This is a genomic window from Trinickia sp. NRRL B-1857 (assembly GCF_050470685.1).
GTDB lineage: Bacteria > Pseudomonadota > Gammaproteobacteria > Burkholderiales > Burkholderiaceae > Trinickia.
The window spans coordinates 1,784,824-1,797,914 of record NZ_JBFLUK010000001.1 but is presented as its reverse complement, the minus strand read 5'-3'; the positions used below and the strand labels follow the sequence as shown (position 1 = coordinate 1,797,914).

General features: G+C 66.4%; 10 protein-coding genes. 3 read left to right on the top strand and 7 right to left on the bottom strand.

Features of this window, described 5'->3' with window-relative positions; all coding sequences use genetic code 11:
* Window positions 1–78 precede the first annotated feature (78 nt).
* Window positions 79–441, top strand: coding sequence for a DUF2917 domain-containing protein (locus AB1286_RS07955; RefSeq protein ID WP_430362749.1), 363 nt, complete (start codon window positions 79–81; stop codon window positions 439–441).
* 31 nt (window positions 442–472) lie between these two features.
* Here AB1286_RS07955 and AB1286_RS07950 read toward each other — a convergent pair whose 3' ends face one another.
* Window positions 473–1,708 carry a citrate/2-methylcitrate synthase gene (locus tag AB1286_RS07950; RefSeq protein ID WP_430362748.1) on the bottom strand — a complete coding sequence of 412 codons (1,236 nt, stop codon included), beginning with the start codon at window positions 1,706–1,708 and terminating at the stop codon, window positions 473–475.
* A 120-nt stretch (window positions 1,709–1,828) separates the two neighbouring features.
* Between AB1286_RS07950 and AB1286_RS07945 the strand changes: the two genes are divergently transcribed.
* A complete protein-coding gene (locus AB1286_RS07945; RefSeq protein ID WP_430362747.1) occupies window positions 1,829–3,241 on the top strand; it encodes a CoA transferase in 1,413 nt (470 codons plus the stop codon).
* Between the two features lie 48 nt (window positions 3,242–3,289).
* On the opposite strand, the gene AB1286_RS07940 is transcribed toward AB1286_RS07945, so the two are convergent.
* A complete protein-coding gene (locus AB1286_RS07940) occupies window positions 3,290–4,039 on the bottom strand; it encodes a GntR family transcriptional regulator (protein ID WP_430362746.1) in 750 nt (249 codons plus the stop codon).
* Between the two features lie 181 nt (window positions 4,040–4,220).
* Here AB1286_RS07940 and AB1286_RS07935 point away from each other — a divergent pair, with 181 nt between their 5' ends.
* Entirely contained in the window at window positions 4,221–5,063 is an 843-nt protein-coding gene (locus AB1286_RS07935; protein ID WP_430362745.1) for an aldo/keto reductase, read from the top strand.
* Window positions 5,064–5,335: 272 nt separating this feature from the next.
* Here the strand turns inward: AB1286_RS07935 and AB1286_RS07930 are convergent, their stop codons facing one another.
* From AB1286_RS07930 to AB1286_RS07910, 5 genes are all read right to left on the bottom strand, one after another.
* The gene (locus tag AB1286_RS07930) at window positions 5,336–6,934 is read right to left on the bottom strand and encodes a hypothetical protein (protein WP_430362744.1); all 1,599 of its coding nucleotides are present in this window, start codon (window positions 6,932–6,934) and stop codon (window positions 5,336–5,338) included.
* A gap of 385 nt (window positions 6,935–7,319) precedes the next feature.
* Complete coding sequence (locus tag AB1286_RS07925; RefSeq protein ID WP_430362743.1) at window positions 7,320–9,416, bottom strand: ABC transporter ATP-binding protein; 2,097 nt, start codon at window positions 9,414–9,416, stop codon at window positions 7,320–7,322.
* Window positions 9,413–10,297 carry an ABC transporter permease gene (locus AB1286_RS07920; protein ID WP_430362742.1) on the bottom strand — a complete coding sequence of 295 codons (885 nt, stop codon included), beginning with the start codon at window positions 10,295–10,297 and terminating at the stop codon, window positions 9,413–9,415. Before AB1286_RS07920 ends, AB1286_RS07925 begins: the two co-directional genes overlap by 4 nt.
* Window positions 10,294–11,304 (bottom strand): ABC transporter permease, encoded by a 1,011-nt coding sequence (locus tag AB1286_RS07915; RefSeq protein ID WP_430362741.1) that lies wholly within the window; start codon window positions 11,302–11,304, stop codon window positions 10,294–10,296. Before AB1286_RS07915 ends, AB1286_RS07920 begins: the two co-directional genes overlap by 4 nt.
* Before the next feature lie 73 nt (window positions 11,305–11,377).
* Entirely contained in the window at window positions 11,378–13,051 is a 1,674-nt protein-coding gene (locus AB1286_RS07910; RefSeq protein WP_430362740.1) for an ABC transporter substrate-binding protein, read from the bottom strand.
* Between the last annotated feature and the right edge of the window lie 40 nt (window positions 13,052–13,091).

The window sequence follows — 13,091 nt, the reverse complement described above, 5'->3', positions numbered from 1 at the left end:
TGTTCGGTACTGTGCATGTGATTGTAGTCGCGCCGTCGCAATAATGCGTAGACGGAATATTTTTGAAGGAGTAGGGCGATGCGCGAGATCCGGACGTTTGAAATGGGATACGACGAACCCGCGACGGCATGGCGCGTGGACCGCGCGCTCGTCGTCGAAGTGAAGGCGGGCACGCTTTGGCTGACGTTCGAAGGCGACGCCGAAGATTATTGGGTCGATCCGGGCGAATCGTTTGTGCTACCGGCGGGGACGCGGGCTTGGATCGGCTCGGGGCGCGGCGACGTGCGCTTATCGCTCATCGGCGCGAGCGGTGGGACACAGCTGAGCGGGAATGCCCCGAGCACCGGCGCGCACGCGCCGCGTTCGGCGAACGCGGCAGCGGCTGCCAGGGCTGCAACGGCGGGCGCCCAAGCTTGGCGCTGGTGGCACGCGGCAGTTTGAGCGGCGAAGCGCTTGGCCGCCTGCGCGCCAATCAGCGCATCGGCTCGTCGGGGCCGACGTAACGCGCGCGCGGCCGAATGAGCCGGCCGTCTTCGATTTGCTCCATGGCGTGCGCGATCCAACCTGCGGCCCGGCCGAGCGCGAACAACGAGAATGCCGCGCCTTGCGGCAGCGCAAGCACGCGTTCCAGCGCGGATAGCGCGAAGTCGACAGTGGGTGCGAGTTCCGTCGCATCGTAGGCCGCCCGCACGATCGAATCGATATGGTCCAGTGTCTGGCGTTCGGCGCGCGTGGCGGCCTGTTCGGCGAGCATCTCGAGCAATACCGTCGCGCGCGGATCGCCGTTCGGATAAAGCATGTGGCCGAAGCCCGGCAAGATGGTGCGTTGTACGATATCGGTTCGCGCGAGTCGCGCGGCAAGATAGCGGTCCACGTCGCCCGCTTCCCGAGCCTCGTGAAATAGGGCGGTGACGAGCATCGTCTCGCCGCAGTGACGCGGACCGGCGAGCGCCGCAAGTCCGCCTGTCACCGCTCCGAAGAAATGCATGCCCGTGGAGGCGATACATCGCACCGTGAAGGTGGACGCGTTCAACTCATGGTCGGCGCATACGACGAGCGCGGCGCGCAGCAATTCCAGGTGCCGGCGATTGCGAATCCCCCAGGCGGCCGCGAGTTGCCGATGCAACGGTTCGCGCGATAAGGGCGCTTGCGCGAGCGAGGCAGCCAGTACCCGTAACAGTACCGGCGCGGTTTCTAATTGCGCCTGCCTCCCCACCGAAAACAAGCGCGGCAGATGGGCCGCGGCGGCAGGCAGCATCACGAGCGCGCGCTCGTGCGGCGCGCTCGCGAGCGTCTGCTTGATCCATGCTTGCCAGGCCGACGCGGGGATCTGCGGATCGGGCGCATCGTCGAAGCACGTCGCCTCGCATTCCCATAGCAACGCGGCCGTCTCCTCGAGCGTCGCGGTACGCGCGAGTTCGACGGCGTTGTATCCACGATAGAGGAGGCGGCCGTCGGCGATCGAGGTAATCCGCGACTCGAGGACCGGCACGCCCCAATCGAGCACCTTCTGGGCGACTTTGCCCGCGCGCTTGCCGTCGGCTTTGCGGCGCGCGAGCCGCCGCACTTCGTCGGCGGCATAGAGTCTGCGTTTGCCGGCGCTCTCGGGCGCCGAACTGAGCATGCCCCGGCTGACATACGAGTAGAGCGTCGGCAGACTGATCCCGAGGGCGGCAGCCGCTTCGGCCGCGGTCAAATAAGTGGACATGGTTTAAGGTCGCGCAAAGAACCAAACAAATCGATATATGTTGATTATTTGAATCAAGATTGATCGGCATTGAGGTCGATTTTAGACTCATCGACACCTCAACTCCGTTCTTCTCGAACCATGACTGCGTTTAGCGCGCTTCAATATGTTTGGTCTATAGCCGGTTGCGATGCGGCCGCCTTGGAAGACGTGCGGCTTGCCGGCGACGATCCGGGACTGCCTTCCGTGTATCGAGTCGGCGCGCTCGCGAATGCGACGATCGCCGCGCAAGCGCTGGCCGCCGCGCAATGTTATCGGCTGCGCACGGGCCGCCGTCAAACGGTCGAGGTCGAGCAACGGCGCGCGCTCGCCGTCTTTCGCAGCGAACGCTATCTGCGTATCGACGAAGGTGCGGCCCCCGAGTTGCGCGATCCGTTGATGGGGTTTTACGAGACGCGGGACGGACGTTGGATTCAGCTCCATACGAATTTTCCGCATCATCGGCAAGGCGTCGTCCGCGTGCTGGGGTGTGCCGACGATCATGCCGCGGTCACCGAAGCAATCCGCGGATGGGACGGTGCCGTGCTCGATCAAACGCTTGCCGACGCGGGACTCTGCGCGGCATTGATCAGGAGCCCTAACGAATGGGCGGCACTTCCTCAAGCGTCTGCGCTTGCCGCCTTGCCGCTATTCGAGATCGAACGGATCGACGGCGGCGCAAGCGATGCGCCGCCGGCGCCGATCGGCGGTGCGGGCTCGCTCGCGCGCAGACCGCTCGAAGGTGTGCGCGTGCTCGACTTGAGCCGTATCATCGCGGGCCCCGTGGCGGGGCGAACGCTTGCGCAGCACGGCGCCGACGTATTGCTCGTCAACGGTCCTCATTTGCCGAACATCGCACCGCTCGTGATCGACAACGGCCGAGGCAAGCGCTCCGCACTGCTTGATCTGCGACGCGAGGACGAGCGATCTGTCTTGCAGGCACTCGCCCGAAACGCCGACGTCTTCTTGCAAGCGTATCGGCCCGGTGCGATCGCGGCACACGGATTTTCGCCCGAGGCGCTTGCGCGAGCGCGGCCGGGAATCGTCTACGTGTCCATTTGCGCTTACGGGCATACGGGCCCGTGGTCGGGCCGGCGAGGCTTCGACAGTCTCGTGCAGTCGGCCAGCGGTATCGCTTGGACCGAACGCAAGGCGGCGGGTACGGCCGCGCCCAAGCATCTGCCTTGTCAGGCGCTCGATCACGCGACGGGATATCTCGCCGCATTCGGTGCAATGGTGGCGTTGCAGCGGCGGGCCGTCGAAGGCGGCAGCTGGCATGTGCGCGTGTCGCTGGCTCAAACCGGGCGCTGGCTGCAATCGCTGGGAACGATCGAGGACGGGTGGCGCGCGCCGGACGTGCGTCCGGGCGACGTGCGCGACCTCATGCAAACGATGGACTCGCCGTTCGGCAAAGTCCTCGCCGCGGCACCGGCCGAGGCGATGTCGGAGACGCCGGCCCGATTCGAGCTGCCGCCCGTGCCGCTCGGCACACACGCGGCGCGTTGGGACGCCTGAAGCATCGTTCGGGCGCGCCATGCATGGCGCACGCCGTGCTGCATCGGACTACTTGCGAAGCTCGGCCACGAAGTCGTAGTAGTCGTTGCGGCAGTAAGTGTCGGTCAGCTCGATCGCGCGCTGATCGGCCGTATAGCCGATTCGCGTAATGAGCAGCAGCGCGTCATGCGTCGCGATGCCCATCTGCCGCGCGATTTCCTCGCTGGCGTTGACCGCGCGAAAATGCTGGAGCGCGCGGACGATGGCCAGGCCGCGTTGTTCGAGATAGCTATAGAGGGAGTCGCCGATCGCATGCGGATCGGGGATGACCGACGCGGGCAGCGTGGAATTTTCGACGGCCATCACGATTCCGTTGGCGAGCCGTAGCCGTTTCAGGCGCGTGACGGCCGCGGCCGGCGATAACCCCAATTGAATGACTTCGTCTCGACTGGCGGGCTGGATTTCTTGCGAAATCCATTTCGAGCTGGGCGTGAAGCCGCGACGGCGCAGCATCTCGCTGAAGCTCGAGAGGCGCGATAGCGGATCGTCGTAGCGTGGGGTGATGAAGCTGCCCGCGCCTTGAGTGCGGCGGATGAGACCTTGTTCGACGAGCAGCGCGATTGCCTTGCGGGCGGTGATCCGCGAGACGCCTAGGGCGTCCGACAGCACACGTTCCGAGGGCAGCGCTTCGCCGGCGTTCCAGCGATTTTCGTGGATTGCCTGGCCGAGCTTGCGCGCGAGCTGCAAGTAAAGTGGCGTGTCGTTGTCCGGATCGGGGCGCAAATCGCGCCAGCGGTCTTCCGAGGAAGCTTGGGTCATGGAATGTGCGCGGCGAGGGGCAAGCGGCAATTTTAAGTCATCGCGCGAGCATCAGGGCCGGTTATCGGCGAGCGGAGCGCTCACCGGCCGTCTGATACCCGCCATTCGCAGCCGCGCAAGCAGGCGATACCGTCGATGGCTACACTCGTCGGCATGGTTAATCGTTGAATAGGAGGCCGATATGACGCGCGACGACGCCTTCGTCACGTTGCCCGACGGCGAACGCATCGCCCGCTTGGGGCAAGGTACTTGGGAAATGGGCGAGCGGCCTGCTCGGCGCACCGCCGAGATCGACGCGTTGCGTGCCGGCATCGATCTCGGCATGACGCTGATCGATACCGCCGAGATGTATGGAGAAGGGGCGACCGAGACGTTGCTTGGGCAAGCGCTTGCGGGTTTGCGCGAGCGGGTGTTCCTCGTGAGCAAAGTCTATCCTCACAACGCGAGCAAGCGTGGCGTTGCGGCCTCTTGCGAGGCGAGCTTGCGGCGGCTGAAGACCGATCGGCTCGACCTGTATCTGCTGCATTGGCGCGGCGGTATCCGGCTCGAGGAGACGGTCGAGGGGCTCGAGGCGTTACGGCGCGACGGCAAGATTCGCTACTGGGGCGTGAGCAACCTCGATGTGGCGGATATGGAAGAACTGATGGACGCGGGCGGGGAGGCGTGCGCGACGAATCAGATTCTCTACAACGTGGCGCGGCGCGGACCCGAGTTCGACCTGCTGCCGTGGATGGCGGCGCGTGCGATGCCGGCGATGGCATATAGTCCGATCGATCATATGCGCTTGCCGAAACGGTCGGTGCTCGACGAGATCGCGCGTGAGCGCGGCCTGTCGCAGGTTCAAGTCGCGCTGGCATGGGTGTTGGCCCAGCCGCAGGTCTGCGCGATTCCCAAAGCCGGCAGCGTCGAGCATGTGCGAGCGAATCGCCATGCGCTCGACGTTGTGCTTACCGAGGCGGAACTGGCGGCGATCGACAGCGAGTTCAAACCGCCGCGCAAGAAGATGCCGCTCGAGATGCTTTGAGCGAGGGGAGCGGTGCGTGCTCGACTGATAGGCGGTGCGTTTTCGCAAGGGCGTCGGTGCGTTTGCGGACACTGCTTCGAAAGACATGGTGTGTCTTGGATGGTCGAGCGTGATGCATCTTTGAGACAGGGGCCATTCCCTGCGTCGCATGCGTTTGTCGGACGAAGAGGGACGGTGCAGGCGCGACGGGATCGGCTGTCGTAGTGGGACAGCCGCAATCCGAATGCGGCGGCGGCTCGCCGATGTCGACGAGCCGCCTGGCCTCTCATGACTTAGTGGCCATGGCCGCCACCACCCGCGCCGTTGCCGCCGTTGCCGCCGTTGCCACCGGAGCCGTGACCATTGCCTGAGCCGTGGCCACTACCCGAGCCTCCGTTGCCATTGCCGCCGGAACCATGGCCGCTACCTGTGCCGCCGCCGCTATTTCCGCCCGATCCGTGGCCGCTGCCAGAACCGCCTGCACCGTGTCCGCCGCCCGAGCCCGTCCCGCCACCGCTGCCACCGCAACCGCACCCGCCACCTGGGCCGCCGTGTCCGCCACCGGAGCCACCGGAGCCGCCGGAGCCACCGGAGCCACCGGAGCCACCGGAGCCACCGGAGCCACCGGAGCCACCGGAGCCACCGGAGCCACCGGAGCCACCGGAGCCACCGGAGCCGCCGGAGCCGCCGGAGCCGCCGGAGCCGCCGGAGCCGCCGGAGCCGCCCGAACCGCCCGAACCGCCCGAACCGCCCGAACCGCCGGAGCTGCCCGAACCGCCCGAACCGCCCGAACCGCCCGAACCGCCCGAACCGCCCGAACCGCCCGAACCGCCGGAGCTGCCCGAGCCGCCCGAGCCGCCCGAGCCACTGGAGCCGCCGGAGCCGCCGGAGCCGCCGGAGCCGCCGGAGCCGCCGGAGCCGCCGGAGCCGCCGGAGCCGCCGGAGCCGCCGGAGCCGCCGGAGCCGCCGGAGCCGCCGGAGCCGCCCGAGCCGCCGGAGCCGCCCGAGCCGCCGGAGCCGCCCGAACCGCCCGAACCGCCCGAACCGCCCGAACCGCCCGAACCGCCCGAACCGCCCGAACCGCCCGAACCGCCCGAACCGCCCGAACCGCCCGAACCGCCCGAACCGCCCGAACCGCCCGAACCGCCCGAACCGCCGGAGCTGCCCGAGCCGCCCGAGCCGCCCGAGCCGCCCGAGCCACTGGAGCCGCCGGAGCCGCCGGAGCCGCCGGAGCCACCGGAGCCACCGGAGCCGCCCGAGCCACCCGAGCCACCCGAGCCACCCGAGCCACCTGAACTCCCCGAACTGCCTGCACCGCTGCCGTGTCCCGTCCCTCCGCCTCCAGAGCTGCCGTTGCCACCAGAGCCACCAGAGCTACCAGAGCTACCAGAGCTACCAGAGCTACCGCCCTTTCCGTTCCCTGGCCCGGCCGCGCCGTTGTCGCCGCCGCCGCGAGCGCCACCGAACGCGCCGCCGTTCGCGCTTCCAGCACTACCGTCGCCGCTCGCGGACGTGCCGTCGGACGTACCCCCTAGGCCGCTCACAGCGGGATCGCTGGTTGGGTTTTGCACGCAGCCGGCGCCGCCGCCTGCCGTGCGGCAATCCTCTGGCTTAGCCGTATCCGAGCCGTTCGCCGCAGCGCTTACCTTGAGAGATGACGCATCGAATGCCTGAGCATTGCGTAGCGGCATAGCCGCTCGTGCGCCCGAGTCGCTCGTATTTGCCGCATCCGCTTGCAAGACGGCGCTGGACTCGACTAGCCACTGGCCCATGCCGTCCAAGAACGAGCCCGCATGCGCGCCGCCCGCGAGCAAGACGAGCACTGCGCCGGCCGTCGCCCTGAGAACGCCCCTAAATATGTAGGAGTCCTTATTAATTGCTTTGGTCTTCATCGTCATCTCCCCGGCAGGAACGACGATCGGATGTCGTCGTACTCCTGTCGCCCTAAGGCGACCATGGCTGCCCATGCACGATCGATGCGGATGTCACACGGCGCGAGCGCGTTCGACTGCGAGAACGCGCCCGCGCCCGCGGTCGAGACACCGCTCGAGCGACTGCTGCTGGGCCCGCGTCGGTCACGCGGCCATACGCGGGGAAGTGCGATAACCATGCCATCGAGCGCAATGCCGCACCCCGCTTGAGCGTGGCACCGCACACGCAAAACGGCGTGGCGAAATCGGTTCGGAATGTTTCAACGTTGAAACGCGCGCTCGCGCCGGCAATGAGCGGCATCGCACATGGGGAAAACGCCGAAACGCAGGAACGCAGAACGTGGGTTCAGGCGATCTGCGTTTCGCGTTGCATTTCGCGCAACTCGCCGACCGCGATGTGACAGCGGATGCGATGCCCATCGCCTGCATCGGAGAACGGCGGATCGTGCTCCTCGCAAACGGCTCCGAGCTTGCGGGGACAACGCGTGTGAAACACGCAGCCCGTGGGTGGGGCCGCGGGGCTCGGCGGGTCGCCCGCCAATCGAATGCGTTGCTTGGCGAGCGAGCCGGGACTGCCGAGCGTCGGCATCGCGGAAAGCAGCGCCTCGGTGTATGGGTGGTGGGGGCCGTCGAAAACCGCGTTCGCCGGACCGATTTCGAGCAGCTTGCCGACATAGAGCACGGCGATGCGATCGGCGACGTAGCGCACGACATGCAAGTCGTGCGAGATGAACACATAGCTTACGCCGCGCTCTCGCTGCAAATCGGCGAGCAGATTCAAGATTGCCGCTTGCACGGAGACATCGAGCGCGGACGTCGGCTCGTCGCAGACCACCACGCGAGGGTCGCCCGCGAACGCCCGCGCAATGGCGACACGCTGTTTCAATCCGCCCGACAGCTGCCGGGTGCGGGCGTCGAGATAGCGCGAGGGTAGCCGAACGGCCTGCGCGAGCGTGGCGAGCCGCGCGCCGTGCGCTGCGCCGCGTAGCGCGCCGAGCTTGGATAGCGCGCGCCCGATCAGCCGCTTCACCGAGTGCGCCCGATTCAAAGCCGAATCGGGGTTCTGAAAAACGATTTGCAACGATTTGACTTGCTCGTCGTCGCGGCGCGCAACATGGGCAGGCAAGGGCTTGCCGTCCAGCTCCAACGTGCCGCCGCGGTCCGGCGCGATCAGGCCGACCAGAAGCTTGGCGAGCGTGGTCTTGCCGCTGCCGGATTCGCCGACGAGCCCGAGCGTTTCGCCGGCCGCCAGTTCGAGCGAGACGTCGTCGACGGCGCGCACCGCAGCGCCCGAAGCATCGAACGTTTTCGACAAATGCGCGGCACGCAGCGCGAGTGCACGGTGCGCCGTGCGATCCTTATCGAGCGGTTGCGCTCGCGAGGATTCGGCGGCCGCGCGCGGCAAGCGGCCGGCCTCTTCATGGTAGTGACAGCGCGCCATCTGCGGACCGTGCGCCGCGCCGAATCGATGCGGTGGCGGCGTTTCGGCGCGGCAACGATCGTCGGCCAGACGACAGCGCGGCGCGAACACGCAGCCGGCATAAGCAGCCCCGAGGGGCGGCAGTGCGCCGGCGATCGTATCGAGCCGTTCGCTGTCTTTGCTGCGTCCCGGCTTCGGCAAGCAACGCAGCAAGCCGACGGTATAGGGGTGACGCGGCGTGCCGAAGACGTCTTCGGTTGCGCCTTCCTCGACGAGCCGGCCGGCATAGAGCACCCCGACGCGGCTGCACATCCGGCCGATCACCGCCAAGTTGTGACTGATGAACAGTACCGCCGTGCCGGACTCCTCGCGCAGCTTCGCGACGAGATCGAGCACTTCGGCCTCGACGGTGGCATCGAGACCGGTCGTCGGCTCGTCCAGGATCAGCAACGCCGGCTTCGATGCCAACGCCATCGCAATGACGACGCGTTGCTGCATGCCGCCCGAAAGCTGATGCGGATAGCAACCCATGACCCGCTCGGGCGCCGCGATGCGCACGCGGCGCAGCATGTCCAGCGCTTGTGCATAGGCCTCCCCGCGCGATGCGCCGGCGAGTTCGAAGGCTTCGGATACTTGCCGTCCAATCGTCAACCTCGGGTTCAGCGCACGCGATGGATCCTGATAGACCATCGACACCGTTTGCGCCCGCATCGAGCGCAGCGCCTCGGCGGCGAGCGAGCCCACCTCGCGACCGGCAATCGAGATGTGCCCCGCCTTGATCTTGCCGTTACGAGGCAGATAGGCGAGCGCGGCCAGCGCGACTGTGGATTTCCCGCAGCCCGATTCGCCGACGAGCCCGTATGCCTCACCGCGCCGTACCCGGAACGTCACGTCGTGCAGCACCTCGCGATCGCGGCCGCGTACGCGGTAAGCGAGACTCAGGCCGACGACGGCGAGTGCATCGTCCGCGCTGGGCGAGGCGGTCTCGAAGGCAGGGTTCGTACGGCGTGCGGCATTCGTCATTGTTCGAATACCCCCTGCACGCTATCGGCGATCAGATTTACGCCGACGACGAGCGTGGCGATCGCCGCCGCATCGAAGACGACGGTCCACCAAGCGCCCCCCGTCATCAACGAATAGGACTCGGAGAGCGCGAGCCCCCAATCGGCCGACGGCGGTTGGATGCCGAAGCCCAAGAACGAAAGCGTGGCGACAGCGAAGATGGCATAACCGAGCCGGACCGTGGCCTCGACCATGATCGGCGGCAGCACGTTGGGCAAGATCTCGACGAACATGATGTACGGCGCGCGCTCGCCGCGGAGTTGCGCGGCATCGACATAGTCGAGATGGCGCTCGGAGAATACCGCGGCGCGTACGGTGCGCGCCGTGATCGGCATGAACGTGAGTCCGATGACGAGCACGACCGTCGCGTTCGATGCGCCGAGCGCGGCCAGTGCCGCGAGCGCGAGGACGACGAGCGGCAGCGCGAGCAGCGCGTCGATCAAGCGCCCGACCAAATTGTCGAGCCATCCGCCGAAATAGCCGACGGCAAGGCCGAGCGCCGTGCCGGCGAACGTGCCGACAAGTGTGGCGAGCGGCGCGATCGTGAGAATGTCGCGGGCGCCGACGATCACGCGCGAGAAGACATCGCGGCCGAGTTGATCCGTGCCGAACCAATGCGCGCGGCTCGGGGGGAGCAGCGAATTGAGCGGATCGGAGGCGAACGGGTCGAGCGGGACCAAGAGCGGACCGAAGATCGCACAGATTATCCACACGAGGACGATGGCAACGCCGATGACGAAGCTCGGCGAACGGGCAAGGGCGCGCAACGCTTCGAAGCGAGGCGACGGCAGTGTGCGGTCGCCGGGGCTGACCCGCTCGCGCGGTTCGACGGCCTGGCTCATGCGGCACCCCCCACACGCAAGCGCGGATCGAGCATGACGATGAGCGCGTCGGCGATGAGATTCGCGAGCATGTAGACCACCCCGACCGTGAGCACGCCCGCCTCCAGCATCGGGAAATCCTTGGCCGTGGCTGCGTTGTAGATCAGCGAGCCGATGCCTTGGTAATGAAACAGCGTCTCGACCACGACGAGTCCGCCCACCATATACCCGAGCTGCGTGGCCACGACCGTGATCGTCGGCGTCAGGGCATTGGGCAGCACGTGACGGACGATGACCACACGCCGAGGCAATCCTTTAAGCACGGCGGTGCGCGTGTAGTCGGCATCGAGCGCCTCGGCCGTGCCGGCGCGCGCCATTCTTGCGATGTAGCCGAAGAAGACGAACACGAGCGGCAGGGCAGGCAGAATCAAATGACGCAGTGCCGTCAAGATGCCGGCGTCGTCGGGGTAGCCCGCTTCGCTCGGCAACCAACGCAGCCAAATGCCGAAGACGAGAATCAACGTGATGGAGGAGACGAACTCCGGTACGACCGTCGCGGACAAGCCGACGATCATGATCGCGCGGTCGATCCATCTGCCGGCATGTAGCGCAGCCCAGACGCCGGCCGAAATGGCGAGCGGCACGACGATCGCGAAGGCTAGCGCCCCGAGCTTCGCCGAACGCGCGAGTGCGGCGCCAACGAATGGAGCGACGGGCGATCGATATGCATACGACATCCCCATGTCGCCGCGTACGAATCGGCCGATCCACTGCGCATACTGGGCGAGTATGGGCCGATCGACGCCGAGTTGATGATCGAGCGTGGCGACGGCGCGCGCATCGGCCAGCGGCCCGAGGATGGCGCGGCCGATGTCGCCGGGCAGCAACTGGCCTAGCGCGAACACGATCACCGAGAGCAGCCAGAGGGTGACGAGCGACAGGGCGAGCCGGCCGGCGAGAAAGCGAGCGACGCGCAGCGCGCTGCCGCGCGAAACGTTGGAACGAAATGCAAGAGCGGGATCGGACATCGGCACGGTGATCTGAGTATCCTCAATCCATGGAAAGACTCGACGCCGGGCGCGGCGTCTATGCTCGAGGCGCTTAAGCCGTCAATCGAGCGCGGTCGAAATACATCTGCGAAATGGCGGTGAAGCGCACCCCGGTCAAGTTCTTACGCGTCGCGACGAGCTGATCGAAAAAATACGGAATGATCATCGGCGTTTCGTCGAGCAGCAGCCGTTCGATTTCGCCCGCGATCTTCTTTTGCGAGGCGACGTCGAGCGCGGCGGCGAACTGCTTGCTGAGCTTGTCGTATTGCGGGTTCGCGAAATGCGCGGCATTCCACGCGCCGCCGCTGACGAGCGGCGCGTTCAAGAAAAGATTCGGCACGCCGCGATGGCCGTAGTCGGTGATGCCGAGCGGCGCATCGAGCCAATCGGAGCTGCCGAACGTCCCTTTGCCGTAATACTGTCCTTGGCTTTCGACTTTGAGCGTGAGGTTGACGCCAATCGCCTTGGCCTCGTTTTGCAGGACGACGGCGAGATCGGGGATCTCCATGAATTTTTCGGTGGTCAGCGTAGCGGCGAAACCGTTGGGGTGGCCCGCTTGCGCCAGCAATTTCTTCGCCTGGGCGACATCGAGGCGACGCTGTGGCACCGACGTATCCGTCGAAGGAAAGACCGGGGCGAACGGGCTGTCGTTGCCGAGGGCGGCCCGCCCTTTGAAGAGCCCGCGCACGAGGACATCGCGATCGACCGCGAGCGCAAGCGCCTGTCGTACGCGCTTGTCGTTGAATGGCGCGGTGTCGCAGCGCATGTGAATTTGGCGATGCGCACTCGATTTGACGCCTTGAACGGTGAATTCCGGATTGTTCAAAATGCCTAAGCCGCCTTGCACCGTCAAATCGCCCATGACGTCTGCTTGCCGCCCTTGCAAGGCAAGGATTTGCGCTTGGCTGTCGGCGTAAAAAACGAATTGCACACGTGCCGGGAGCGCTTTTTCGCCCCAATAGTCCGGATTGCGGACGAACGAGGCCCCGCGCTTGGCTTCATAGCGCTCGAGCTTGAACGGTCCGGTACCGATGAAACTTTGTTCGTAATCGCCGTTCGAGCCGGCCGGCAAAATCACCGCGTTGTAGTTATCCGACGATACGTAGTACGGGAAATTGCCGTTCGGCGCATCGAGATGGAACGCGACGGTATGTTCGTCGACGACGCGCGCACCGCCTTTGGACAGCACGCCCTTGAAGACCGACAGCGCGGCCGATCCGCTTGCGGGGTCGGCGAGACGATCGATCGTGGCGACGACGTCCTTCGCGCCGAGGGGCCGTCCGTCGTGGAACTTCACGTTGGGCCGCAGCTTGAACGTCCAGACATCGCCTTTGTCGTTGGCGCTCCACGATAGCGCCAACGCAGGCGTGAGCGTGGCATGTTCGCCTGTGTCGTTGACGAGGAACTCGCCTGTTTGCGCGATGAGGCATAGCCCCGCGGCATCGGCCACCGTTAGCGGGTCGACGCGGCCCGCGGGCGTCAAATGCGCCACGCGTATCGTCGCATTCGCACCGGCCGAGCCGCTTTGCGCGCGCGCACGTCCCGGCGCGACGAGCGCGCCTGTCGCGAGCACGACGCTCGAACAGCCAAGCACGCTCGCATGGCGCAGAAGCTCGCGTCGCGAGATTCGTCGTGCGAGATATTCGTCGATGGCGTGATTGCCCAACTCGCCGGTGTCTTGACGGGCGGCGTCCAGGGCGAGGGCAAGCGCGGCGGGTAGTTTCATCGAAAGCTTCCGGTTCGTGTGGGGAGCGCCCGAGATATAG

Excerpts from the sequence above, each read along its gene's own strand:
- AB1286_RS07955 (WP_430362749.1), top strand. The coding sequence starts at position 79 with ATGCGCGAGATCCGGACGTTTGAAATGGGATACGACGAACCCGCGACG.
- AB1286_RS07950 (WP_430362748.1), bottom strand. The coding sequence starts at position 1,708 with ATGTCCACTTATTTGACCGCGGCCGAAGCGGCTGCCGCCCTCGGGATC.
- AB1286_RS07945 (WP_430362747.1), top strand. The coding sequence starts at position 1,829 with ATGACTGCGTTTAGCGCGCTTCAATATGTTTGGTCTATAGCCGGTTGC.
- AB1286_RS07940 (WP_430362746.1), bottom strand. The coding sequence starts at position 4,039 with ATGACCCAAGCTTCCTCGGAAGACCGCTGGCGCGATTTGCGCCCCGAT.
- AB1286_RS07935 (WP_430362745.1), top strand. The coding sequence starts at position 4,221 with ATGACGCGCGACGACGCCTTCGTCACGTTGCCCGACGGCGAACGCATC.
- AB1286_RS07930 (WP_430362744.1), bottom strand. The coding sequence starts at position 6,934 with ATGAAGACCAAAGCAATTAATAAGGACTCCTACATATTTAGGGGCGTT.
- AB1286_RS07925 (WP_430362743.1), bottom strand. The coding sequence starts at position 9,416 with ATGACGAATGCCGCACGCCGTACGAACCCTGCCTTCGAGACCGCCTCG.
- AB1286_RS07920 (WP_430362742.1), bottom strand. The coding sequence starts at position 10,297 with ATGAGCCAGGCCGTCGAACCGCGCGAGCGGGTCAGCCCCGGCGACCGC.
- AB1286_RS07915 (WP_430362741.1), bottom strand. The coding sequence starts at position 11,304 with ATGTCCGATCCCGCTCTTGCATTTCGTTCCAACGTTTCGCGCGGCAGC.
- AB1286_RS07910 (WP_430362740.1), bottom strand. The coding sequence starts at position 13,051 with ATGAAACTACCCGCCGCGCTTGCCCTCGCCCTGGACGCCGCCCGTCAA.